The following is a 23906-nucleotide window of genomic DNA, read 5'->3' on the forward strand; positions in this document are numbered from 1 at the left end:
TTAGAAAACCCCAGCGCCTGATTGCCCGTCTTCTGGAAGACTGGCTCGTCAAAGGAGACACCCATCATGAACCACCTCATGAGCCCGCTTATAGTGCGGGCGGCTGATGCCCCGGCCATCAAACCCGCAGTGGAGCTAGGCACCCCGCTGCTGCTCACCATCGCAGCCATCGGCATTGCCGTGCTGCTGGTGATGATCATCCGCTTCAAGATCCAGGCTTTCGTTGCCCTGCTCACGGTCAGCATCATGGTCGCCGTCGCCGCGCAGATACCGCTCAAGGACGTCTTCACCGTTGTGGCCAACGGCGTGGGCAGCACCATGGGCAAAGTGGCACTGCTGATCGCCCTTGGGGCCGTCCTGGGCCGCATGATCGAAGTATCCGGCGGCGTCCAGTCGCTCGCCGCACACTTCACCGAGAAGCTCGGAGCCAAGCGCGTGGCCGTGGCCCTCACCGCCGTCGGCTTCCTGGTGGCCATCCCCGTGTTCTTCGAGGTGGGCGTCATCGTCCTGGTCCCCATCGTGTACGCCTTCGCCAAGATCGCCAAGGTCCACCCGGTCAAGTTCGGCCTTCCCATGGCGGGCATCATGCTGGCAATCCATGTGGCAGTTCCGCCGCACCCCGGCATCGTGGCAGGTGCCGGCGTTTTCGGCGCCGACATCGGACTCATCACCCTGATCTCCCTGGTCATCTGCGTTCCGCTCGGCTTCCTGTCCTACTGGGTTGCCAGCATCATGAACCGCAAGGACTACGAACTGCTCCCGTCCGTCAAGGCACAGGTTGAGGAATTCGGCTCCGACTCGCTGGTGAAGGTGGGCCACGACGGCCCCGGTGCCGCTGCCATCGCTCCGCCGCGTCCGGGCCTGATCATCTTCCTGATCGCTGCTCCCATCGTGCAGATCCTGATCGGCACGATGGGTACGCTCACCATTCCCAAGGACAACTCCTGGTACGGCCTGGCGGCCTTCGTCGGCAACCCGTTCTTCGCCCTCCTCGTCGCCGTCGCCCTGTCCTTCTTCCTGCTGGCGGTCCGCCGCAACTGGTCGCTGAAGGAGACCGGTGAAATCTTCGAAGGCGCGCTGCCTCCCATCGCCTCCATCCTGATGGTGGTTGCCGCCGGCGGCGTGTTCGGCGAAGTCCTGCGTACCTCCGGCATCGGGGCCGCCCTGTCCCAGACCCTGGACCACCTCGGCCTGCCCATCATCGCGCTGGGCTTCGTGATCTCCCTGGCCCTTCGCGCAGCACAGGGCTCGGCCACCGTTGCCATTGTCACCACCACGGGCCTGCTCACCTCCGCCGTCGCCGAAGGCGGCTACACCCCGGCACAGATCGCGGTGATCGTTATCGCCATCGGGTTCGGTGCTCTGGGCCTCTCCCACGTGACCGACGCCGGATTCTGGACCGTAGTCCGCTACTACGGCCTCACCGTCTCGGACGGCCTGAAGACCTGGACCGTCCTCACCACCATCCTCGGACTGGCCGGCTTCGCCCTGACCTTCGTGGCCTGGATCCTGGTGGGAGGCCTGGGCGTCTGATGCGCACCCGACTGGACCACCTGGTCACCTCCGCCCTCCAGCATCGATCCGCGGTCCCGGCCTTCACCTGCTACGACTTCACCACCGCACTGGCCGTGGTGGCCGCGGCGGAGGAAGCCGGCCGGGGCGTCATCCTGCTGGTTGCCCCCAAAACGGCAGCCACGCCCAACGGCCTGCGCCTTATCGGAGCCCTTCGCGGCCTCGCCGATGCTGCGGCCGTTCCCGTTGCGGTGCAGCTTGACCACGCCACTGACCTTAAAGTCATGGCCGACGCCGTTGCGGCGGGTGCGGATTCCGTCCTCGCCGACGGTTCGTCCTTTCCTTACGAGGAGAACATCGCGCTGGTCCGTGCAGCCCGGGAACTCCTGGGACCCGACGTGGTGCTGGAAGCAGAACTGGGCGGCCTGGCCGGCGACGAGGACCGCGCCTTCGGTGCTGACCAGTCCGGCGTGCCAGTGGCCGGGCTGACGGATTCGGCCCAGGTGGAGGACTTCGTGTCCCGGACCGGCGCGGAACTGCTGGCCGTCGCCGTCGGCAACGTCCACGGCAGGTACAAGGGCGAGCCGCAGCTGCGCTGGGATGTCCTGCAGGACATCGCCGTGCGGACCCATATCCCGCTGGTGCTCCACGGCGCTTCCGGCATCCCTGCTGAAGAGCTGGTGAAGGCGGCGTCCATGAACGTGGGCAAGGTCAACTTCAACACGGAGCTCCGCACCGGTGTGCTGTCCACCTTGCAGGAGCAGCTGCCGGCCCACCGGTCCGACGGTGAAAACCTCCAGGGGCTCCTGGGCCACTGGAACCACTCGGCGGCCAGCTTCGCCAGCACCACGCTGGCCACGCTCTCACGCTGACGTTTTCCGTCAAGGGGAGGCTAGGATCAAGCAATGATCCTGGCCTCCCTCCTTTTTGCCTTCCTGGCCGCCGCTCTCCATGTCTACATCTTCATCATGGAGTCGGTGACCTGGACCAGGCCGGCCACCTGGAAGCGTTTCGGTGTGGGCTCGCAGGCCGACGCTGAAACCACCAGGCCGTTGGCCTACAACCAGGGCTTCTACAACCTGTTCCTGGCCATTGGAGCTTTCATTGGTATTGGCCTGGTGGCGGTGGGCAACGGGGGATCGGCCCAGTCCGTGGCCGGCTGGACCCTGGTTTTCTCCAGCTGCGGTTCCATGCTGCTGGCCGCCGCAGTGCTGGCCGGAACCGGCAGGAAGTACCTCCGGCCTGCAGCCACCCAGGGCACCCTGCCGCTGCTCGCCGTCGTGCTGGGCATTCTGGCCCTTGTTATGACCTGACTTTCCCAGCCCCTTCTTCAATCCGGAAGCGCCGCAGGGGGACAATGGAGCTGTCAGCAGCGAGGTCTTTTCGTGAGGCAGCATGGTGGGCGGCGTCAGGGAGCGTATGGCATCCCCGGGACCCGGCACGGCAACCGGCCGTGACCCCGTCATCGACCTTGTCCGGTTCTTTTGCCTCGCGCTGGTAGTGGTGGGCCATTGCATGATGGTCAGCCCGGTGTTGCACGCGGACGGCACCGTGACCACGGAAAACACCCTTGCGGAGCAGGACTGGTTTGTGCCCGTCATCTGGATTTTTATGGTCATGCCGCTCTTCTTCGTCACGGGCGGCGCCACCGGCCTGCAGTCGTGGCGGCGGCTCAAGGCCGCCGGCGGCACGGCAGCCCAGTTCGTCCGGCTCCGGCTGCTGCGCCTGGTGCGTCCCGCCATGGCACTGCTGGCCGTGATGTTCCTGGGCCTCGGCGCCGCCGGGCTGATGGGGGTCCACCCGCAGGTGGTGCAGCTGATGGTGGCGGGCGCGGCGATGCCGTTGTGGTTCCTGGCCGCCTACCTGGCGGCGCAGCTGAACATTCCGCTGCTGGCCGCCTGCCACACCCGGGCGCCTTGGCTCACCACGGCCGCCCTGTCGGCGCTGGTGGTGGCAGTGGACTGCCTGCGGGGCGCCCTGCCTGCCCTGGCCTGCGCCAACCTGGTTTTCCTCTGGTGCGCCGTGCAGCAGCTTGGCTTCCTGGCGGCCGACGGGTGCTGGTACAGGGTTTCGCGGTCCGGCCTCGTGGGCATTGCCTTGGCGGCGAATCTTGTCCTGGGAACCGTGACGGGCCTCGGGCTGTACCCGGGCAACATGCTGGTGAACCTCAATCCGCCCACCCTTTGCCTCCTCCTGCTGGGAGTGTCACAGGCTGCCATCCTGGAACTTTCCCGGCCGGCGCTGGCACCGCTGTGCGCCGTGCGGTGGGTGCACGGCCTGCTGTACCGGGCCGGAGTCCGCTCGCTGACCGTGTACCTCTGGCATCTTCCGCTGCTGGTGGGAATGTCCGGCCTGCTTCTCCTCACCCCGGTCCCCAAGCCCCCATCCGGCACGGCTCCATGGTGGTGGGCCAGGCCCGTGGTGCTCCTGGCCCTGCTCCTCCTGCTGCTCCCGGTGGTGGCGGTCTTTGGCCGCCTGGAGGAACGTCCGACGGCGGTCAGCACTTCCCGCTGCCGCGCGCCTGCCGTGGCGGCCGCCGTCGTCGTAACTTTCCTTCCCGTCGCAGCGGCCGCGTTGGGCGGGTTGACGCTGGAACTGCTGGGAGCCGGTGCTGTGTGCTTTGCCATTGCCGTCCTGGTGCTGCGCGGAATTCCGGGCAGGGTGTCCGGTCCTGCGGCGTCCACGTCCCGGGATCCCCGCAGGAGGGGGCACCCGGGCATTGCCAGCGGGGTGAAGTAGTGCCAGTGTCGAACCATGACCGAGAACATGATGTCCACCGAGGATAGGTATACCCCCGACGTCACGCTGCGGCGCAATGACGCGCAACACCGCTACGAGCTGCTGGTGGGCGGCAAGCTTGCCGTGCAGTCCTTCTACCAGGACCTGCCCGGCCATATCGACTTCAGCCACACCGAAACCTCGCCGGACTTCGAAGGCCAGGGCCTGGGCAAGGTCCTCGCCCACTTCGCCCTGGATGACGTTGTGGCAGCAGGAAAGCGGATCATCCCGCACTGCCCGTTCATCGCCGCTTACCTTCGCAAACACGAGGGCTATGAGCAATGCGTGGACTGGCCGGAACGGCCGGCCCGGACCGGCCTGGGAGCGTGAGACGGCGCCAGTAGCCGCTGCTCCTTCCCCTCCAGTCTGCGCCGATCCCGGCCTGCGCGTTATTCTGCCGGGGGGGCAGGGTAATTCCTCCTGAGCGCGGTCTTGCAGAGGGCGCGCGCATAGTGAATGCGCACGCTTCTACAGTGCTGCGCACGCCGGGAAGGAACCGGGGATGGACCACCTCGGAGAACTGTTCGATGTTGCCGTCATAGGCGGCGGGCCGGCCGGGCTGAGCGCCGGAGTTGCCCTCGCCAGGGCGCTGCGCTCAGTGGTGGTGATTGACGCCGGCGGGCAGCGGAACCTGCGGGCGGAGGGAGTGCACGGCTTCCTGACGCGCGAGGGAATGAGCCCCCGGCAGTTCCTTGCTGCCGGACGCGCAGAACTGGAGGGCTACGGCGGGACGGCCGTGACCGGGCTCGTCAACTCCGCCGTACGCGAGGACGGGAACTTTGTCCTTTCGCTCGACGACGGCTCCACCTGCACAGCCCGCCGGCTGCTGATCACGTCGGGCAGTGAGGATGAGCTTCCGGACCTGCCAGGTCTGCGCGAGCGCTGGGGCCGGGACGTTTTGTACTGCCCCTACTGCCACGGCTGGGAGATCCGGAACCAAGCGGTAGGGGTCCTGGCTTCCAGTTCCCATGCCGTGCTCCAGGCCCTGACCTTCCGGCAATGGAGCCGCGACGTGACACTCCTGCTCAACGGCGAACTGACCCTCAGCCCCGGTCAGAGGGAACAGTTGGACGCCCGGTCCGTGAAGGTGGCCGATGGCAGGGTGCGCGGGCTGGTGGTCCAGGATGACAAGCTCAGGGCGGTCACGCTCGACGACGGTTCGGCGGTACCGCTGGAGGTGCTGGTGGTTAATCCGGCAACAGTCAGCAAAACCAACATGCTCGAGGTCCTGGGGCTGGAACCCGACAGCCTTGAAGAGGGGCCGGGGACCCGCCTGCACACCGACGACTCCGGCCTGACATCCTGTCCTGGAGTGTGGGCCGCAGGCAATGTCACGGATGTGTCCGCGCAGGTGATGACGGCCGCGGCCGCTGGGCTGAAAGCTGCCGCCGCCATCAACGCGGACCTGGTGCTGGAGGATACCCGGCTGGCGGTGGAGGCTGCCCGGGCTCCCGCACGTTAGCGGGGCCGGGCAATTCTTTTCGAGTAGGTAAGAGGCGGCGAGGCGACCCGTGGTTGCCCGCGGCCGGCCGCGTTGGCAGGGGCTACAGTGGCGCCGGGGGCGTCAGCTGGCCAGGGCGTGTGCCTCGGCCACGGGAACATCGATGGTGAAGCCGCAGGCGCAGCGGTAGGTTTCCACAGCGGGTGACGGACCCGCCGGGGACACGGCGGCCGGTGACGGGGCGCCGACAGGAATGACCGTGGCGCCATCCACCCGCACCGGCTGGAAGAGGGGCGTCTCAGCCGGATCCACACGCTTCATCGGCGTCCGGCAATGCATCCTTGAGTTCAACGTCTCCAGCAAACCCAGGTCCACAGGACGGATGGAGCCAACGGGAGCTCCTGCTTCTGCTGCTGTTCCCATTGGGGCCGCGAGGTGGTCTTGTGTTGCGGTGGTCATGATGTTCGTCCTTGGGCTTCTTACGGTCCTGCCGGCGTTGGCAGCCCGCCGCGGTTGCTTGCGGAGGTTCATTTACCCCATAAGCAAAGCATGCTTACTAATCCCGAAACAAATCCGCATGTTCCCCAGGTCACATATCCGGTTCCCCTGGATGAGCCCTAGTGCCCGGGGCATGCCTTCGCTGCCACTGGTGCGCGTGCCAGAACAGCAGGCCAATGATGGCGATGATGCCGCTCAATACCGCGTGCGGGGCAAAGGTGTAAATCACAAAGGATAAGGGCATCGCCCCACTTGAGGGCCCTATCGTGAAGTTGGCGTTGAGGAAAGCCAGGATTGCACCGCCCAGCAGTGCTATGGCAAGTACCCACAAGACGGCGATAAATGGGTTCACGGCGGCAAGAAGGCGTCCTTCAGGCTGATTCTCCGCCATGGCCGGATTAGCCTCGGCCCCCACCGGATTTCCGTCCTGGTCCACTTCCCGGAAGCCGATCGCACCGGCTGGCTGCTCCATGTTTCCCCCCTGATGGATCCGCGGCCTGGCGGGCCGCCCGTACCCCCACCCTAGTCCGCCGTCATTCCCTTTTGGGTTGGCCGTGACGGGAGGCGACGGCGGGGCATTCTGCAGCCGGAGGAGCAGGGCGCCTGGCCAACCCGTTGACCCGGTTCGGCGGGTAAGGCGACGGAAGAAGGACTGGCAAAAGGCGCCAGGTGCACGGCTAGGCTGGCACCATGACCTCAGATATCACTTCGATTTCCGGAACTACAGCCCTGGTCACCGGTGCCAGTGCAGGCCTGGGTGCGGAGTTCGCACGGCAGTTGGCGGAACAGGGCCACAACCTGGTGCTGGTGGCGCGGGACCGGGCCCGCCTCGAGGAAACGGCGGCGGGCCTGGAACGGCGTTACGGAATCACGGCTGAGGTGCTGCCCGCGGACCTGACGGACGATGCAGACGTTGCCGCCGTCGTCGGACGCTTGTCCGATGCCCGGCGGCCGGTGGGAATCCTGGTCAACAACGCCGGCATCGGGCTGCTGCACAACTTCGAGGACAACCCCGTCTCCGAGGAGAAACTGCACCTGAAGCTGCATGTGGAAACGTCCATGGTGCTGGCGCATGCCGCCCTGAAGGGCATGCTGGACCGTGGCGAGGGACGGATCATCAACGTGGCCAGCATCGCCGCGTTCCTGCCGCGGGGCACGTATTCCGCGGCGAAGGCGTGGATGCTGAGCTTCAGCCGGTGGGCCAACCTGGCCTACGGTGCCCGGGGCGTGAAAGTCACGGCGGTCTGCCCAGGCTTTGTCCACACGGAATTCCATGAGCGCATGGGCATGGACAAGTCCGTGGTTCCATCGTGGACCTGGCTGCGTCCGGGGCGCGTGGTCCGGGAGGGGCTGGCGGACAATGCCAGGGGCAAAGCCGTTTCCATCCCCACCAAACGCTACAAAGTGGTGGCTGCGCTGGCGCGGATCGCCCCGGCGAAGCTAGTGGCGGGCCCGCCGCGGAAGCCCAAGGAGGGCAGCAACGGTCCGTGACCCTGCCCGCCGCACCGCTACCACCACCGCAATGCCCACCAGCGCGCCCACCAGGGTCTCCACACCGCGTTCCAGGATCAGGACCGCGGGGTCGATGGGTGCGGCAAGCTGGGTCATCAGCAGGATCACCGGCGTAAAGGAAACCATGGCCAGGCCGTAGTGGCGGGCCATAAACAGCTCGGTGGTGAACTGGAACAGGATCACCAGGACGGCCAGCAGCACGGCCTGCTGCCCCGGGAACAGGCCCGCAAGGGTCCACGGCCCGGGAATAAGGACGACGGCGGTCACGGCCAGTCCCACGAACGTTCCCACGATGCGGTGGATGCCCCGCCGGACGCTGCTGGGCAGGTCGGCGCCGGCGAGGGGAACGGCTGCTGCGGCCATCGCCCAGTGCGGATGGCCGCTGCCGCTGAGGACCCCCACGGTACCGGCCGCCCCCACGGCGAGCACGTACCGGGTGGCGTGCACCAGCACCTCGCGCCGGCCGGCGGGCTGCAGCGCGGCCGCCGCCCGGGCGGCACCCCGGTGCCAGGATCTGTGCCGGACCCAGCCGCCGAAACCCACCAGCAAGGAAAAAGCAGCAGCCCCTGCCGCAACGAGCAGGGCCAGGTACCAGGGAACTGGCACCGGGACCGAGGCACACGCTCCAAGCGCCAGGATGCCAAAGAACGGGCCGTTTGGCTTGAGCCGCACCCGGTCGGCGAAGACGGATCCCACCCCGGCCAGGACAGCTTCCACGCCCACAAGCCACCAGGACTGCAGGTGGTTGACTGACAGCAAGAGGCCGGCAGTCACGCCGCCCAACAGGACCACCGCGGCCTGGCACTGGTGCAGAAAGCGGAGCTGGTGCGGCTCCGAGCGCCCGTACATCCCGGTCAAGGCGCCAAAGACGGCGTACATGATGAGGTCGGTCCGGCCCACGGCCAGGAGCAGGAGCGAGGGGACGGCGACGCTAATGGCCACGCGCAGGGCGGCGAGGTGGTCCCGGTTTGCGGGTTCCAGCCGGTGGAGGGCACGCACCTGCTCCATCAGAAGCCTCATGCCGCACCGTCCCTGCCTATACCCCGGATCCCCTTCAAGGTCCCTTTGGAAAGTACCATCGGACCCCGCCGGACGGCATGTCCTGGAGCCTCGTGGGGAAACAAAACGACATGGGCGGCCGCACGGCAAAGGCCCGCCCCGCGCGCTTTTTATGGAAGCTGCGCGGGACGGGCCTTGGGAGCGTGGGCTGCTGGTCTGCCCGGTCCGGACTCTGCGGGCCCGGATGGCTAAATCTGGTTTGGCTACATCTGGGCCGCTAGACCTGGGCTGGAACCTTTTCGGCACTGGAATCGGTGATGTCCTGGGTCTCGAACGGGAGCTCGTCCAGGTCGATCAGCGGGTTCTCGTCCTGGGTGGCCACCAGTTCGCGGGCCTCAGCCTGGGTGTCCACGCTGGGCATGGAGCCGGGGAGGGGACGCTGGGCCGATTCCTTCAGGAAGTAGATGGCCACGGCGCCTACCAGCGAGGTGCCCATGAGGTAGTAGGCAGGCATCATGTCGTTACCGGTGGCGCTGATCAGGGCTGCCACGATGAACGGGGTGGTGCCGCCGAAGATGGCCACCGAGAAGTTGTAGGCGATACCCATGGCGCCATAGCGGCTGGACGTGGGGAACTGGGCCGGAAGGGCCGAGGCCAGGTTGGCCACGTAGAAGGTCACCGGGAACGCGATGAGTGCAAGGCCGGCCAGCGTGGACCAGATCTCGCCGACGCCGATGAGCATAAAGGCCGGCGCGGCCAGGACAACTGTGCTCAGCGCACCGATCCACAGCACGGGCCGGCGGCCGATCCGGTCGGACAGCTTGCCGGTCAGCGGGATGCAGAGGCTCATCACCACCAGGACGGGGATGGTCAGCAGCGTGCCGTGCACCTCGTCGTAGCCCTTGGCCTCGGTGAGGTAGGTCGGCATGTAGGACGTCAGCGCATAGCCGGCGGTGTTGGCTGCGGCCACCAGGACCATCGCCACAATGATCGAGCGCCAGTAGGCCTTCACGATTCCTACCGGGCCCTTTGCCGTTGCCAAGTCAGTTGCGGCGGCGTGCTTGGCGAGGTCTTCCTGCGCGTCCAAGGTGGCCTGGAATTGGGGGGATTCCTCGATCTTGCTCCGGAAGTAGATGGCGATCAGGCCCATCGGACCGGCCACCAGGAACGGGATGCGCCAGCCCCACTCCTCCATAACGCCCTGGCCCAGGGTCAGCTGCAGCACGGAGACCAGCGCTGCGCCCAGGGCAAAGCCGAAGTAGCTGCCCATATCCAGGAAGCTGGCGAAGAAGCCGCGGCGCTTGTCCGGAGCGTACTCGCTCACGAAGGTGGTGGCGCCGGCGTATTCACCGCCCGTGGAGAAGCCCTGGACGATCTTCAGCAGGACCAGGAGGCCGGCGGCCCACAGCCCGATCTGCGCGTAGCCGGGGAGGAGCCCGATGGCGAACGTGCTTGCTGCCATGATCATCAATGTGGTGGCGAGGATCTTCTGCCGGCCGACCTTGTCGCCAAGCCAGCCGAAGATCACACCGCCGAGCGGCCGGGCGATAAACGTTGCGGCAAAAGTTCCGAGCAGGAACAGCGTCTGGGTGGTGGGATCGGATTCAGGCAGGAAGACCGGCCCCATGGTGGTGATGAGGTAGCCGAAAACGCCTACGTCGTACCACTCCATGGTGTTACCCACGATGGTTCCGCCCAGTGCTTTCTTAAGCATGGGCTGGTTCACCACGTTGACGTCCGACTCCTTGAGCCGGCGGCGCCCGAGTTTTATCGGCTTCCGTGGTGCTTTGGCAGCCGCGGGTGGGGTGCCCGGGGGTGTTGCTGGGTTGGTTCCGGAGGCGCTGTACGTGCCTGCGGAAGAGTCGGTGATGCTTCGGTCTGTGGGCATTTGGGCAACTCCTGTGGAGGTCATTTGCTTGCGACTTATAGCTGCCCCGCTCCGGGCAGGCCTTCAATTTTACGCGAAACCCATGGCGCCCGCCGGTTTAATCCCGTAGGATCAACCCTTTTCGGCACTTTTCATGGCGACTTCACTGAGATCTTTTCCCTGCTTTTCCCGCGCCAGCACTGGGATCGGCACGGTGCAAGGCAATCGTTACCGAATTTTTTCCCGATAGTGCCCCGGAGGGCTGCTTTTAGCACGCGCCGGGAAGCGAATTGTGACGCCGCCCACGGCCTTACGGAGGCCGCTTCATGGCGGGGGTTCACAGGTGCCCGGCGGTTCCCTAAGGTGGTGCCATGGGAACACTTTCTTAGGGCAGGCGGACGCCTGCGGCCTGGCGGTTGCCGGCCACCCACAGTCGCACGGGCCTTGCCGGGCCCCACTTTGGTAACACTTCATTTCATTGCGGAAAGGAAGAACAAATGGCTGACGAAATCACCCGAAAAAACCTTGCGCCTGAAGTCGCTGACCACCTGGCGGAGGCAATGAAAGCCCCCGATATGCCAAGCGCGGAGGCTCCGGCCGTCTCCATGGACTCAGGTGCAGCGGGCTCCTGGCCCGATGGCAACGGGAAGCGGCGGCACCCCAAGGAACGCGGGGCCGGTCACGGACGCATGGGGCAGGGGGCAGCCGTAACGGCGGTCCACCGCACCAGCCGGCCGCAGATGCCGCACTCGTCCTAGGAGCACGCGCGTTTAGGACACACGTCCATAAGGGGAAACGGCCGGGCGACACCCACATTTCGGGGTTGCCCGGCCGTTTCAGTCTCCTGGAATGCGGATCGCCGCGCGGACCTACGCTTCCGGCACCACCTCAGATGGTTCCTTATCGAGCCGCCAGCCGCGCCATACGGGGTGCCTCAGCCGCCCGGTCCCGGTCCACTCGCTGTAGGTCACCTCACCCACCAAGCGGGGACTGACCCACCGGGCATCGGCAGCATCTTCACGGGGGACGTCCTGGAAGGGCGACGTTTTCCGGGCCAGCCGGTCCACGGTTTGCCGGAGCTCGGTGAGTTCACGCCAGCTGAAACCGCTGCCCACCCTGCCCACATAGCGCAGGTTCTGCCCGTCCGGGATGCCCACCAGCAGCGATCCCACCGACCCCGCGCGGGCGCCCTTCCCGGGCCGCCAGCCGCCCACCACCACTTCCTGGGTCTGGTCGAGCTTGAGCTTGATCCACGTGCGGGTCCGCTGTCCACTGACGTAGCGGCTGTCGGTGCGCTTTGCCATCACGCCTTCGAGGCCAAGTTCCCGCGCGCTCTCGAGGATGTGTCCCACCGGCTCATCAAGGACCATCGACAGGTCCACCGGGCAGTCCGAAGGACTGAAGAACTTCTCCAGCCGGGCGCGCCGCTTGGCGAGGGGCAGCGTGCGAAGGTCCGTCCCGCCGTCGTACAGCAGATCGAAAAGCATCAGCCGGACCGGGATGGCCCTGCGGGCTTTGGCGACGTCGGCGGGCCGGGTGAGCTTCATGCGGCCTTGCAGCAGGCCGAAGTCAGGCCGGCCGGAAGGTCCGACGGCGATAATCTCGCCGTCGGCGACGAACGGCTGGGGCGGCCAGCAGCCCCTGTCCGTGAACTCGGGGTAGGTCCTGGTGACGTCGTTCCCGTTGCGGCTGAAGATACGAATGGTCTGTTCGTCGGCCACGAGGATGGCGCGCACCCCGTCCCACTTGAGCTCGAACTGCCAGTTGCTGCCCTGCAGGTCCGCTGCTTTCCCGGACGTAGCCATCATCGGCCTGAAATCTTCAGGTGATGCTGCAGCGGCGGGGGCTTTTTCACCGGGCTGCCCGGATTCGCTGTCCGGCTCCACAACGGACTCCTCCGCAACTTCCCCTGCCACACCCTCCGGGCTGGCCGCAGTCTCCTCATGGTCCGGCTCTTCGTCCCCCTCCTCCGGCTCCTCCGGCACGGCGGCAGGCCGGTGCCTGCTCGGCCGGTCTTTGTCCATGAGGTGGATCAGCCACTGGCCTTCGGCATCCTTGCCCTGGCCGCGGCCGGTATGGATGAGAGCCACCTTCTTCGTCCCGCCCAGGCCGCCGCCCTCGGAACCGTACAGGGTAACAATCACTTCCCGCCCATTGATCCACTTGTGCAGTTCATAGGTTCCGTGATCCCAAATGGTCATTTCGCCGGCACCGTACTCTCCCTTGGGGATGGTCCCGTGAAAGGTGAGGTAGTCCATCGGATGGTCCTCTGTCTGGACCGCCAGGTGGTTCGTGCCGCCGCTTTCAGGGACGCCTTTCGGCAGCGCCCAGGACACCAGGACGCCGTCGTGCTCCAGCCGGAGGTCGAAGTGGAGCCGGCTGGCGTGGTGCTCCTGGATGACAAACGCGTCCCCGCTGCCGGCCATGCCGCTGAACGGTTCCGGCGTGGCGTTGGGATCACGCATGGAGCGGTACTTGCCCAGGCGCGGGTCGCCGTCGTGATGCTTGTCCGGTACGTCAATGCTTTGGTCCGAGGCGCGGAAATTCGAGGCGCGGACGACGGCGGCAAACGGGTCAGTGCCGTCCTGCACCCGGCGCAGCACGGCCTGGTAGTCCAGATGCTTCAGTCCCGGCGAACCGATCTCCTCCCACATCCGGGGAGCGGCCACCATCGGAGTGGGGCGGCCGCGCAGCGAATACGGCACGATGGTGGTTTTGGCGGCGTTGTTCTGGCTCCAGTCCACCAGCACCTTGCCCTTGCGCAGTGTTTTTTTCATGTCACTGACGGCCAGGTCCGGATGGTCCGCTTCCAGGGCGCGGGCCAGTTCGCGGGCGAACGCGGAGATCTGGTCGGAGGTCTGGCTCCGGTCAAGAGCGGCGTAGAGGTGGATGCCTTTGCTGCCACTGGTCACCGGGACCGGGTCCAGTCCCACGTCCTCGAGGATGCCGCGAGCCAGCAAGGCGACTTCCACGCACTCCTCCAGTCCGGCGCCCGTGCCGGGATCGAGGTCCAGGACCAGCCGGTCCGGATTCAGCTGGTTGCCGTGCGAATCCACCTGCCATTGGGGGACGTGGATTTCCAGGGAGTTGATCTGCCCGAACCAGGTCAGCGTGGCGGGATCATTCACCATGGGGTAGTGGATGGTCCGGTCCTTGTGGGTGATGGCCGCACGGGGAAGCCAGCCGGGGGCGGAGTCTTCCAGGTTTTTCTGGAAGAAGACCTCGCCGGGCTTTTCTTCCGTTCCGACGCCGTTGACCCACCTCTTCCGGGTGGCCGGCCGGTTGGCTGCGGCGGGGATCAGAACGTGTGCCACGGCGGCGTAGTAGGCGAGGATGTCCGCCTTGGTGGTGCCGGTCTCCGGATAGATGACCTTGCCCAGGTTGGTGAGGGTCATTTCCCTGCCGGCAACCCGGACACGCTCCTTAGCGGCGGCCACAGGTCTTCACCTCCGGCGCTCCTTGCTGTTGACTTAGGGAATGAGAGCCATCTGGAAAGGTGCCATCGCGTTTGGCCTGGTCAACGTACCCGTGAAGGTCTACAGCGCAACCGAAGATCATGACATCAGTCTGCACCAGGTCCACAACGCCGACGGCGGCCGGATCCGCTACCAGCGCAGGTGCGAGGTGTGCAGCCAGGTCATCGATTACTCGGACATCGAGAAGGCCTACGAGGAGGACGGCAAGACCGTGGTCCTCTCCAAGGACGAGCTCAAGGCCATTCCGGCCGAAAACAGCCACGAGATCGAAGTGGTCCAGTTCGTCCCTTCTGAGCAGCTTGAACCCATGATGTTCGAGAAGAGTTACTACCTGGAGCCGGACTCCAAGTCGCCCAAGGCCTACGTGCTGCTCAGGCGCGCGCTCGAGGACACGGACAGGGTGGCCATCGTCCAGTTCGCCCTGCGCGAGAAGACCCGGCTGGGGGCGCTCCGCATTAAGGACGACGTCCTGGTGCTGCAGTCCCTGCTCTGGCCGGACGAGGTGCGCGAAGCGAACTTCCCTTCGCTGGACGTATCCATCAAGATCTCTCCGCAGGAGCGGGACATGTCCGCGGCCCTGGTGGAATCCATGGCCGCCGATTTCGACCCCGAGCACTTCACCGACGACTACCAGGTGCAGCTGCGCCAGCTCATCGAGGCCAAACTCGAGCAGGGCGATGCCCTGGACACCGACGAGACCTTTGGTGTGGAGGCCGGTGAAGGCGGCAAGGGTGAGGTCATTGACCTGATGGAGGCGCTGAAGCGGAGCCTGGACCGGAAGCGCGGGGGAGGGGCTGGAACTGCTGCCGGCGGCTCCGATGACACAGCCGGCTCCACGGAATCCGAGGACGACGAAGAGGCAGCTGCCAAGCCGGCGCGCAAGCGGGCTGCGGCCGGCAAAGCGACGGAAAGCAAGTCCGCTGAGACCAAGTCCACGGCCGGCAAGACCACCGCGAGCAAGAGTACCGCGAGCAAGAGCACCGCCAAGTCCACGGACAGCAAGTCCGCTGCCAAGACCGGCGCCACCAAATCCACCGCTAAATCCACGGCGAGCAAAACTGCCGACAAGCCTGCCGCGAAAACCGCCGCCGGCAAGGCAACGAGCACCAGGACGCGCAAGCCGGCGTGACCATCGCGGTCCCGCCAGGAGCGCTGCCTGGGTGCGTGCCATAGCTATGAAACTACTGAGCGTTCCGGCTTTGCGATAGCGGGTGTTCCCGTTCGTTGCCCCTGGCGCAGTGCCCGTTTCAGCTGTCCCTTTACAGCGAACGCGGGCGCGTCCACAATGAGTCGCATCACAGCCTCCGCTGTGCCGGCAGCGCGCTGTTACTCACTGGGAACATTCACAGTAGGGAGGCACAGTCATGACTGAACAGGCTGATGTTCTGGAAGCGGACCGGGCGCTCAAGCAAAAGCACCGCGCCATGTGGGCCTCTGGGGACTACCCTGCGCTCGCGAGTGAGTTGCTCCCTGAGCTGGGGGCGATCCTCGTTGAAGCCTGCGGCATCACGTCGCGCCAGCGTGTCCTGGACGTGGCCTCCGGCGCCGGGAACGCCGCCATCCCCGCCGCGATGATGGGGGCGAAGGTAGTAGCGAGCGACCTCACCCCGGAGCTGTTCGACGCCGGCCGCCACCAGGCCGCCGACCGCGGCGTTGAGCTGGAATGGAAAGAGGGGGACGCCGAGGCCCTGCCGTTCGGCGACGAAGAGTTCGATACCGTGATGTCCTGCCTTGGTGTGATGTTCGCGCCGCACCACCAGGCCGCAGCGGACCAGCTCCTGCGCGTCTGCAAGCCGGGCGGCACCATCGGGCTGCTCAGCTGGACGCCGGAAGGGTTCATCGGCAAGATGTTCGCCGCCTTGAAGCCGTTCGCCCCGCCGCCGCCACCGGGTTCGCAACCGGCGCCGCTGTGGGGGAGCGAGGATCATGTACGCGAACTGCTTGGGAGCGGGGTCACCGACGTCAAGGCCCGCAAACAGTCCCTGGCGGTCCGCAGTTTCCACCAGCCCGAGGATTTCGTGCGCTACTTCAAATCGCACTACGGCCCCACCATCTCCGTGTACAAGTTCATTGCGGAGGACAGCGCCAGGGTCAAGGAACTGGACGCTGCGCTGATCGAACTTGCTGAGTCCTTCGGCGATGCCCACGGTGATTCCCCGTTCCAGATGGAATGGGAGTACCTGCTGTTGACGGCGAAGAAGGCCAAGTCCAATGCCCGGTGACTACCTTGCGGCGTCGGCCGTCACCATCGAGGCCCCGCCCGGCCGGGTGTGGGACGTCATCACGGATCCGGCGGCCACGAAGGAGTTTATGTTCGGCGCCGATCTCGCCACGGACTGGAGTGTTGGCGGACCCATCACCTGGCAGGGCACCTGGGAAGGCAAGGAGTACCAGGACAAGGGAGTGGTCCTCGACGTGGAACCCGGCCGGCGGCTGGTGTACACGCACTTCAGTCCGCTCACGGGCCAGGAGGACAAGCCGGAAAACTACCACACGCTCACCTGGACGCTGCAGGACCAGGGCGGCCGGACGCTGCTGACGCTGTCCCAGGACAACAACCCCACAGCGGAGGCGGCAGAGCACTCGCAGGGTATGTGGGACAAGCTGGTGGCGGACGTCAAGAGGCTGTCCGAGCGCGGCTGACCCGCCCCCGCCCAACTAAGTAGCGCTAAGTGTCGTTATGAACGCTCATAACGACACTTAGCGCTACCTACTTGGACCGCTTAACGCCGGCAGCCGCCGTCGGACACCTCCCGGGGAAGGGAAGTCCGACGGCGGCCGCGCGGCTTTGGTGCCTGTGGCAGCGGGGCTGCTACTCGGCGTCGTGATCCGTTTCGAGGATCTGGACCAGGTGGTCCAGGGCGGTCTCAGCGCCGTCGCCCTCGGCCCGGAGGACCACTACGTCGCCGTGGGAGGCGCCGAGGCTCATGAGGGACAGGATGCTGGCAGCGTCCATCGCCTCGTCGGCCGGCTCGCCTTCGCGGGCGATGGTGATGTCCAGGTCGTACTCGCCGGCTGCCTCGGCAAAGATGGCGGCGGGGCGGGCGTGCAGGCCCACGCGGCTGGCGACGGTTGCTGTGCGTTCTGGCATTTTTGCTCCTTTGTCTTCCGGCGGGATGGTTGGACGCCGGGTAGCGGTAGTGGGTGGGGCAGGGTCAGACGGTTGCTGGAACGGTCTCCACCGTAGCAGCGGTCTTCGGGGCTGCCCAGCGCTTGAGGGCCACTACGGCCAGCGCGCTGACGATGGTTCCGGCGATGATGGACAAGACGAACATCAGCAGGTTGCCGATCGCGAAGAACACGAAGATGCCGCCATGGGGTGCCTGCGAGGTGACGTTGAAGGCCATGCAGAGCGCGCCGGTGAGGGCGCCGCCCACCATGCTGGCAGGAATCACGCGCAGCGGATCTGCGGCAGCAAACGGGATGGCGCCTTCGGAGATGAAGGAGGCACCCAGCAGCCAGGCGGCCTTGCCGTTTTCACGCTCGGCCAGGCTGAAGAGCTTCTTGTCCAGGACGGTGGCCAGGGCCATCGCCAGCGGGGGCACCATGCCTGCGGCCATGACGGTCGCCATGATCTGCCACGGCGCCTGGTTGGTGGCGCTGCCTGCACTGAGACCGGCCACAGCGAAGGCGTAGGCCACCTTGTTGACGGGTCCACCAAGGTCGAAGCACATCATGAGGCCGAGGATGATACCCAGGACCACGGCGGAGGCGCCGGTCATGCCGGTGAGCCAACCGTTGAGCGCGTTGGTGAGGCCGGCGATGGGTCCGCCGAGTACCAGGAACATCAGGCCGGAGGCAACAATGGAGGCAAGCAGCGGGATAATCACCACGGGCATCAGGCCGCGCAGCCAGCGGGGCACCTGCCAAGTGCCGATGAGGTGCGCGATGTAGCCGGCCAGCAGGCCGCCCACAATGCCGCCGAGGAACCCGGCGCCCATGAAACCGGACACGGCACCGGCAACGAAGCCGGGGGCGATGCCGGGACGGTCAGCGATGGCGTAGGCGATGTAACCGGCCAGTGCGGGGACCAGGAACCCCATGGACAGGGCGCCGATCTTGAACAGGACCGCGCCAAGGTAAATGGCCAGGCCGCCCTCGGGCAGGTTCCCGAAGTTGTTGGCCAGGACTACCTTGTCCGCCACGCTGGTGATGTTGTATCCGCCCAGCAGGAAGCCCAGGGCGATCAGCAGCCCGCCGCCGGCGACGAACGGAATCATGTAGCTGACACCGGTGAGCAGCGCGCGCTTGAGCTTCTGGCCGATGTGCTCGCCCTTTTCCTCTGCATCGTGCTCTGCCTGCTCTTCAGCCCCGAAGTGCGGGACACGGCGGGCGTTGGGGTTGTCGGCGGCGGCGAGGGCCTCCTGGACCATCTTGGCCGGCTCGTCGATGCCACGCTTGACAGGTGCATTGATGACGGGCATGCCGGCGAAGCGTTCCTTGCCGCGTACGTCCACGTCCACGGCGAAGATCACGGCGTCGGCGGCGGCGATGACGGCGGGGTCCAGCGGCTTGGCGCCGGAGGAACCCTGGGTCTCCACCTGCAGGTCAACGCCGGCTTCCTGTGCGGCCAGGACGAGGGAGTCGGCTGCCATGTAGGTGTGGGCGATGCCGGTGGGGCACGCGGTCACGGCAACGAGGCGCTTGGGCCCCCGGGCTGCCGAAGCCCCGGTGGTTGAGCTTGTCGAGACCGAGCCCGCCGAAGAAGAACCTGCCGAAGCGCTGGCGGCAGCGCCGGCTGCAACACCGGCAGCAGCTGCAGGCGCGGCGGCGTGTGCCGCAGGCTTGTCAGCCAGCGCACCGTCCACCAGCTCAACGATCTCCTCGCGGGAGGTGGCGTTGCGCAGTGCTGCGGTGAAGTCCTTTTTGATCAGGGACCTGGCGAGCTTGGAGAGCAGCTTCAGGTGCGCCTGGTCCGCGCCGTCCGGGGCTGCGATAAAGAAGACCAGGTCCGCCGGGCCGTCCTTGGCGCCGAAGTCCACCTTGGGGTCCAGGCGTGCCATGGCCAGGGTGGGTTCGGTGACGGCCGCGGAGCGGCAGTGCGGGATGGCTATACCGCCGGGAATGCCCGTGGCGGTCTTCTGCTCGCGGGCGAAGGCATCGGCGAAGAGGCCTTCGACTTCTGATGCGCGTCCGGTGGCAGCTACTTTGCTTGCCAGGTGCCGGATCACCGTCTCGGGGGAATTGCCCAGGTTCTGGTCGAGCTCGACCAGTTCCGTGGTGATGAGCTGGGTCACTGTCAATCCTTTCGAAGGGCCGTGATGGTTACGGCATCCGGGGTGGTTTGGTGAACTGCCGGGACCGTGGAGCCCGGCAGGGAGGCGGCTGCGGCACCGTGGGCCACCGCCTGACGAAGGCAATCGGCCGGGGCGGCGCCCTGGCCTTGGGCGAGCAGGTAGCCTGCAAGGGCTGAATCGCCCGCGCCGACAGTACTGACCGCGGCGACCGGCGGGTGCGTGGCCAGCCACGCGCCGTCGGCCGTTACCAGGACAGCTCCCTTGGAACCGAGAGTTGCCAGCACAGCACCCACACCGGAACGTACGATGGCGGCGGCTGCTGCTGCGGCAGCAGCCGGGTCCGCTTCCAGTTCGTCAGCGGTGGCCGGTGAAGCGAAACCGGCTGCGGCAGCCAGTTCAGCCAGTTCTTCGGCGTTGGGTTTGAGGAGGTCCGGTTTTCCCGAACCAGTGCCTGCCCCCGCCAGGCCGTCGCCGGACGGACTATCGCTGGAGACGGCGGCGGCAAGAGGGGCGCCCGAGGAATCCACCGCGATCTGCGGGGCGGTTCCATCAGCGGCGGAACGCAACCGGCGCGCCGCCGTGGCGTAGAAGTCGGCGGGGAATCCGGGAGGCAGCGAACCGGCCAGGACCACCCAGCTGGCGCCGCGGGCGCTCTCCACCAGCAGCTTGATCAGGGCTTCCTGCTGGTTTTCATCCAGCAAGGGGCCTGGTTCGTTGATCTTGGTGGTCACGCCGCCGGGTTCGGTGAGCGCAACGTTGGTTCGCAGGGGCTCACCGATGGGCAGGGAAACGAAAGGCACCCCGCTTTCGCGCAGGCCGGCCAGGACAGGATCGCTGTCCGCGCCGGGGAGGACCGCAAGGGATTCGAGGCCGGAGGCCACCAGGGCACGGGAGACGTTGACGCCCTTGCCGCCGGACTCCTGGCTGACGGAGACGGCGCGCTGCACTTCGCCCCGTTCCAGCGGGCCGGGAAGGGCCACCGTCCGGTCGAGGCTCGGGTTGGCCGTGAAGGTGACGATCATGCGATCACCACGTCCACGCCGGCGTCCTCAAGGGCGGCTGCGAGTTCCGGGCCGGGTTCGCTGTCTGTAATCAAGGTGTCCAGATCTTTCAGGGAGGCGAACTGGACCAGGGTTTCCGTGTCCAGCTTGGAGGAGTCGGCCAACACCACGATGCGGCGGGCCGAATGGACGAAAGCTGCCTTGACGGCGGCTTCCTCGGGGTCGGGAGTGCTGAGGCCAAAGGATGCGTGGATACCGTTGGTGCCGATGAAGGCGATATCCGGGCGGATCCTGCCGGCGGCTTCCACGGTTGACTGGCCGACGGCCACCTGCGTGATTCCGCGGACGCGTCCGCCCAGGATGTCGAGGGCGATTCCGGGAATGCTGGAAAGCCTGCTGGCAATTGGAAGGGCGTGCGTGACGGCCACCAGATCGGCCCGCTGCCCGGTTCCGTCGGAGGGTTCGACGGCGGTACGCCTGGCGAGCAGGTCTGCCAGTACTTCGGTGGTGGTTCCGCCGTCGATCAGGACGCTGCCGGGGGAGGTCCGGGGGATGAGGGCCAGGGCGGCCTCGGCGATGCGGATCTTCTGGTCCGGCCGCTGGATGGCCCGTTCGGTGACGCTTTCCTCGGTGGTGCTGAACCGGTCCGCGGCGACGGCGCCACCGTGTACACGCCGGACGGTACCTGCGTTTTCGAGGGTGGCGAGATCGCGGCGGACGGTTTCGGTGGTGATGCGGAAGCGCTCGGCCAGGTGGGTCACGCTGACCCGGCCGGTGCCGGCTACAAGCTCGGCAATCTGTTGCTGGCGCTCCTCGGCGAACACGTACCCTCCGTTGCGTAAGGCTTGCTGTCAGTGACTGGCATCACATGATGTTGAGTTACTTGACTTTATCTTTGCTTCTGTTGGTTTGTCAATGGAAACCAACATGAAACAAAATCCAGGCCCAAGGTTGGAAGCCGAAAGGCCCTCGGCCGAAGGCTCCCCAGGGGATGCGAACCGTTTTGGGGAAACAAAAAAGCCGGGCGGGACCAGTTCGCAGTGGTTCCGCCCGGCTTCCCGGGTTGTACGTGTTGGGGGCTGGTTAGAGACCGCCGTCCCGGCTTTCGTTCCTGGTGATGCGCTCGCCCGTATTCGGATCCACTACCGAGCGCGATTCGCTGACGCGGCGGCTGCGGCCGGGGGAGGCCAGGATCAGTGAGGCGATGAGTCCGATCACGCCCACCGCCATCAGGATGTAGCCGATGAGTACCTGATCCACAAACGGGATAAGGCCGGGAGCAACCGCCCAGGCGAGAATGGCGCCGAGGGCGATGAGGAAGATGGAGGATCCGATTCTCATATGGTGCTCCTGTTGTGAGTGGGGGGCACTTTCCTGGCCCCGCGGGAATTGCTAAGCATGCTGTCAAGCGTCACGCTACAGCTCCGTGGAGCGGTATTCAATGGTTCGAACGGGGCTTTCGGCGCTGATGCGGTTGGTGCTGGTGTGGTTCCCGTTGCCTTTCCGGGCATTGTCCTGTCCTTGGCGCCCTTGTATGACCGGCCGGCCCACTCCGGATGGATCGACGGCTGCAGCATGCCGCTTAACAGCTTCGCTCCGCCGGCGCGGCACGGCTTCAGGCTGCTTGCCATTCCGCCTCGCTAGGCTGGTCCGATGGAAACAGTGGTGTGGTCAAAGCCGGAGGGCGAGCGGGCGGGCACTCCGTTGCTGGTGATGATGCACGGCTACGGCACCGACGAGTCCCGGATGGTCCGGCTGTTTGAGTATCTGCCGGCCGAATTCACGTGCGCAGCACTCCGGGCTCCCATGAACATTGGCGACCATTACGGCTGGTTCCTGCTGGACTACTTCCTGGCTAACGACTTCGCTGACGTGATCAAAGCAGCCAATGCCGTCCAAACCTGGATTAACAGCGTCAAGGGCGAGCACACCAGCGTCAGCCTGCTTGGTTATTCCCAGGGTATGGCCATGGCCAGCACCCTGCTGCGCCTTCATCCCAAGGACTACCCTGCCGTTGTGGGCCTGTCCGGCTTTGTTCTCGAAAACGAACTCCTCTCGCTCACCGAGTCCTTTGATGCCCCGCCGCCCTTCTTCTGGGGGCGGGATAAGGCGGACCTGGTGATCAACGATGACGCGGTGGCGTACACCGAGGAGTGGCTCCAGGCGAACACGCTTCTCACCGCCAGGACCTATCCGGGTATGGGCCACGCCATGTCTAAAACGGAAATGGTGGATGTCAGCGCCTTCCTCCGCCACTACGTGCTCCGCCCCGGCGGTTCCGCCGGCTCTTAGCACTTGCGGGACCCACATAGCGAGACTTGCGTCACAAAGAGGGCTGAAGAAAAAACAGTTGCCAGCCAAATTTGTAAGCGCTTACACTCGTCTTCGGCCGCGTGCGCGGCCGTGAACTGGGCAGACACGGAAGGTGGTGCGGTGCGGATGCTTTGCGGCAGCCCGTTCAGGCGCATCATTGGTGGCTACTGCGGCAGCGCCGGACGTCCGGCCGGCTTGTCCGGCGGCCCGAAACAGGCCCATGATGGTAGGAACAGATGGATCAGCAGGGCGCCGGCAAGGCTCCCCGGCGGGATGACAACCGGGACAACCTGGACAGCAGTTGGGACACCACCGCTGCGTATGTAAGGCCGGCCGGCCCGCCGACTCTGCAGAGGATCCGGGCACCGAAGCCACCACACCCCAGAAGCAACCCCGCCTTCGAGGCTGCCCGCCGTCTGAAAGGACACCGCACCACGCATGAGTGAAAACACCGCCACAGACCATCCCGTCAACAGCCTCACCGCCTGGACGGGCGCCTCGGCCATCCTCTTTGACCTGGACGGCGTCCTGACCCCCACCGCAACGGTGCATGAACGGGCATGGCAGGAGTTGTTCGAAAGCTACCTCTCCTCCCGGCCGGAGGTCACGGGCTACAGCGAGAGCGACTACTTCGACCACATCGACGGCAAGCCGCGGTTTGACGGCGTCCGCGATTTCCTGGCTTCACGCGGGATAGTCCTTCCCGAAGGCCCCACAGATGACGACCCCGCCAACACCACGGTGCAGGGCCTGGGCAACCGCAAGAACCGGATTTTCAACGACATTGTCAGCACGGGCGTGGAACCGTTCGAAGGCTCCGTCCGCTTCCTGGAAGCCGTGCTGGAGCGCGGACTGAAGGTCGCCGTCGTCTCCTCCTCACGGAACGCGCCCGCAGTCCTGGAAGCAGCGGGGCTCAGCCACCACTTCCGTGTAGTGGTGGACGGCGTGGTGGCTGCCGGGCAAGGCCTGCCGGGCAAACCCAGCCCCGCCACGTACCAGTACGCTGCCCAACTGCTGGGCCTGCCCAGTGAGGAATGCGTGGTGGTGGAGGACGCCGTGTCCGGTGTCCAGGCCGGAGAGGCCGGTTCGTTCCACTCGGTGATCGGTGTGGACCGCGGCGCCGGACGGCAAACCCTGCTGGACGCCGGAGCAACCGTGGTGGTCAACGACCTCGACGAACTCCTCTGACCCCCGGGCCCAGCCGCTTCCCCCCATCCCGGCACCCGGACCCAACGAACTACTTAAGCACGCAGTAAAGCAGCACCCAAGCTG

At 66.1% G+C, this 23906-nt stretch carries 23 protein-coding genes; 13 read left to right on the forward strand and 10 right to left on the reverse strand.

The genetic code is table 11. The features are described 5' to 3' along the window. Window positions 1–66 precede the first annotated feature (66 nt). From FNL14_RS07905 to FNL14_RS07930, 6 genes are all read left to right on the forward strand, one after another. Window positions 67–1533, forward strand: coding sequence for a GntP family transporter (locus FNL14_RS07905; protein WP_142059063.1), 1467 nt, complete (start codon window positions 67–69; stop codon window positions 1531–1533). Then, entirely contained in the window at window positions 1533–2384 is an 852-nt protein-coding gene (locus tag FNL14_RS07910; protein ID WP_142059065.1) for a class II fructose-bisphosphate aldolase, read from the forward strand. The genes FNL14_RS07905 and FNL14_RS07910 overlap by 1 nt, the downstream gene beginning before the upstream one ends. Window positions 2385–2417: 33 nt before the next feature. Next, window positions 2418–2825, forward strand: a complete 408-nt coding sequence (locus FNL14_RS07915) for a DUF1304 domain-containing protein (RefSeq protein ID WP_142059067.1) — start codon at window positions 2418–2420, stop codon at window positions 2823–2825. Between the two features lie 106 nt (window positions 2826–2931). Further along, window positions 2932–4251, forward strand: a complete 1320-nt coding sequence (locus FNL14_RS07920; RefSeq protein WP_142059069.1) for an acyltransferase — start codon at window positions 2932–2934, stop codon at window positions 4249–4251. A gap of 15 nt (window positions 4252–4266) precedes the next feature. Further along, window positions 4267–4620: a GNAT family N-acetyltransferase gene (locus FNL14_RS07925; RefSeq protein ID WP_091423600.1), complete on the forward strand. Its 354-nt coding sequence runs from the start codon at window positions 4267–4269 to the stop codon at window positions 4618–4620. Window positions 4621–4792: 172 nt separating this feature from the next. Continuing rightward, window positions 4793–5752 (forward strand): NAD(P)/FAD-dependent oxidoreductase, encoded by a 960-nt coding sequence (locus FNL14_RS07930; protein WP_142059071.1) that lies wholly within the window; start codon window positions 4793–4795, stop codon window positions 5750–5752. A gap of 102 nt (window positions 5753–5854) precedes the next feature. On the opposite strand, the gene FNL14_RS07935 is transcribed toward FNL14_RS07930, so the two are convergent. Then, window positions 5855–6190, reverse strand: coding sequence for a hypothetical protein (locus tag FNL14_RS07935; RefSeq protein WP_142059073.1), 336 nt, complete (start codon window positions 6188–6190; stop codon window positions 5855–5857). A gap of 130 nt (window positions 6191–6320) precedes the next feature. Continuing rightward, window positions 6321–6701, reverse strand: a complete 381-nt coding sequence (locus FNL14_RS07940; protein ID WP_142059075.1) for a hypothetical protein — start codon at window positions 6699–6701, stop codon at window positions 6321–6323. Between the two features lie 218 nt (window positions 6702–6919). Here FNL14_RS07940 and FNL14_RS07945 point away from each other — a divergent pair, with 218 nt between their 5' ends. Further along, window positions 6920–7720 carry an SDR family oxidoreductase gene (locus FNL14_RS07945; RefSeq protein ID WP_142059077.1) on the forward strand — a complete coding sequence of 267 codons (801 nt, stop codon included), beginning with the start codon at window positions 6920–6922 and terminating at the stop codon, window positions 7718–7720. Here the strand turns inward: FNL14_RS07945 and FNL14_RS07950 are convergent. Both FNL14_RS07950 and FNL14_RS07955 read right to left on the reverse strand, forming a co-directional pair. After that, a complete protein-coding gene (locus FNL14_RS07950) occupies window positions 7670–8761 on the reverse strand; it encodes an FUSC family protein (protein WP_142059079.1) in 1092 nt (363 codons plus the stop codon). The genes FNL14_RS07945 and FNL14_RS07950 overlap by 51 nt on opposite strands. 256 nt (window positions 8762–9017) lie before the next feature. After that, window positions 9018–10628: an MFS transporter gene (locus FNL14_RS07955; protein WP_142059081.1), complete on the reverse strand. Its 1611-nt coding sequence runs from the start codon at window positions 10626–10628 to the stop codon at window positions 9018–9020. A gap of 476 nt (window positions 10629–11104) precedes the next feature. Here FNL14_RS07955 and FNL14_RS07960 point away from each other — a divergent pair, with 476 nt between their 5' ends. Continuing rightward, window positions 11105–11365, forward strand: coding sequence for a hypothetical protein (locus tag FNL14_RS07960; RefSeq protein ID WP_142059083.1), 261 nt, complete (start codon window positions 11105–11107; stop codon window positions 11363–11365). 111 nt (window positions 11366–11476) lie between these two features. On the opposite strand, the gene FNL14_RS07965 is transcribed toward FNL14_RS07960, so the two are convergent. Beyond that, window positions 11477–14002: an ATP-dependent DNA ligase gene (locus FNL14_RS07965; RefSeq protein ID WP_370455825.1), complete on the reverse strand. Its 2526-nt coding sequence runs from the start codon at window positions 14000–14002 to the stop codon at window positions 11477–11479. A gap of 82 nt (window positions 14003–14084) precedes the next feature. Between FNL14_RS07965 and FNL14_RS07970 the strand changes: the two genes are divergently transcribed. From FNL14_RS07970 to FNL14_RS07980, 3 genes are all read left to right on the forward strand, one after another. Then, complete coding sequence (locus FNL14_RS07970; protein WP_142059086.1) at window positions 14085–15212, forward strand: Ku protein; 1128 nt, start codon at window positions 14085–14087, stop codon at window positions 15210–15212. 235 nt (window positions 15213–15447) lie between these two features. After that, window positions 15448–16305: a class I SAM-dependent methyltransferase gene (locus FNL14_RS07975; RefSeq protein WP_142059088.1), complete on the forward strand. Its 858-nt coding sequence runs from the start codon at window positions 15448–15450 to the stop codon at window positions 16303–16305. Further along, window positions 16295–16726 (forward strand): SRPBCC domain-containing protein, encoded by a 432-nt coding sequence (locus tag FNL14_RS07980; protein WP_091423582.1) that lies wholly within the window; start codon window positions 16295–16297, stop codon window positions 16724–16726. The genes FNL14_RS07975 and FNL14_RS07980 overlap by 11 nt, the downstream gene beginning before the upstream one ends. A gap of 169 nt (window positions 16727–16895) precedes the next feature. Here the strand turns inward: FNL14_RS07980 and FNL14_RS07985 are convergent, their stop codons facing one another. The 5 genes from FNL14_RS07985 to FNL14_RS08005 all read right to left on the reverse strand — a co-directional run bounded on the left by FNL14_RS07985 (window position 16896) and on the right by FNL14_RS08005 (window position 21662). Beyond that, window positions 16896–17174 carry an HPr family phosphocarrier protein gene (locus FNL14_RS07985; RefSeq protein WP_091423580.1) on the reverse strand — a complete coding sequence of 93 codons (279 nt, stop codon included), beginning with the start codon at window positions 17172–17174 and terminating at the stop codon, window positions 16896–16898. Window positions 17175–17238: 64 nt separating this feature from the next. Then, window positions 17239–19320, reverse strand: coding sequence for a fructose-specific PTS transporter subunit EIIC (locus FNL14_RS07990; protein ID WP_142059090.1), 2082 nt, complete (start codon window positions 19318–19320; stop codon window positions 17239–17241). A 2-nt stretch (window positions 19321–19322) separates the two neighbouring features. After that, window positions 19323–20342 carry a 1-phosphofructokinase family hexose kinase gene (locus FNL14_RS07995; protein ID WP_142059092.1) on the reverse strand — a complete coding sequence of 340 codons (1020 nt, stop codon included), beginning with the start codon at window positions 20340–20342 and terminating at the stop codon, window positions 19323–19325. After that, window positions 20339–21145: a DeoR/GlpR family DNA-binding transcription regulator gene (locus FNL14_RS08000; RefSeq protein ID WP_142059094.1), complete on the reverse strand. Its 807-nt coding sequence runs from the start codon at window positions 21143–21145 to the stop codon at window positions 20339–20341. Before FNL14_RS08000 ends, FNL14_RS07995 begins: the two co-directional genes overlap by 4 nt. Window positions 21146–21404: 259 nt before the next feature. Beyond that, window positions 21405–21662 carry a DUF6458 family protein gene (locus FNL14_RS08005; protein WP_050056600.1) on the reverse strand — a complete coding sequence of 86 codons (258 nt, stop codon included), beginning with the start codon at window positions 21660–21662 and terminating at the stop codon, window positions 21405–21407. Between the two features lie 312 nt (window positions 21663–21974). Here FNL14_RS08005 and FNL14_RS08010 point away from each other — a divergent pair, with 312 nt between their 5' ends. Both FNL14_RS08010 and FNL14_RS08015 read left to right on the forward strand, forming a co-directional pair. Beyond that, a complete protein-coding gene (locus tag FNL14_RS08010; protein WP_142059096.1) occupies window positions 21975–22613 on the forward strand; it encodes an alpha/beta hydrolase in 639 nt (212 codons plus the stop codon). 459 nt (window positions 22614–23072) lie between these two features. After that, window positions 23073–23822 (forward strand): HAD family phosphatase, encoded by a 750-nt coding sequence (locus FNL14_RS08015; RefSeq protein ID WP_142059098.1) that lies wholly within the window; start codon window positions 23073–23075, stop codon window positions 23820–23822. The last annotated feature ends 84 nt before the right edge of the window (window positions 23823–23906 follow it).

It is taken from the genome of Pseudarthrobacter sp. B4EP4b, from assembly GCF_006680095.1.
Classification (GTDB): Bacteria; Actinomycetota; Actinomycetes; order Actinomycetales; family Micrococcaceae; genus Arthrobacter.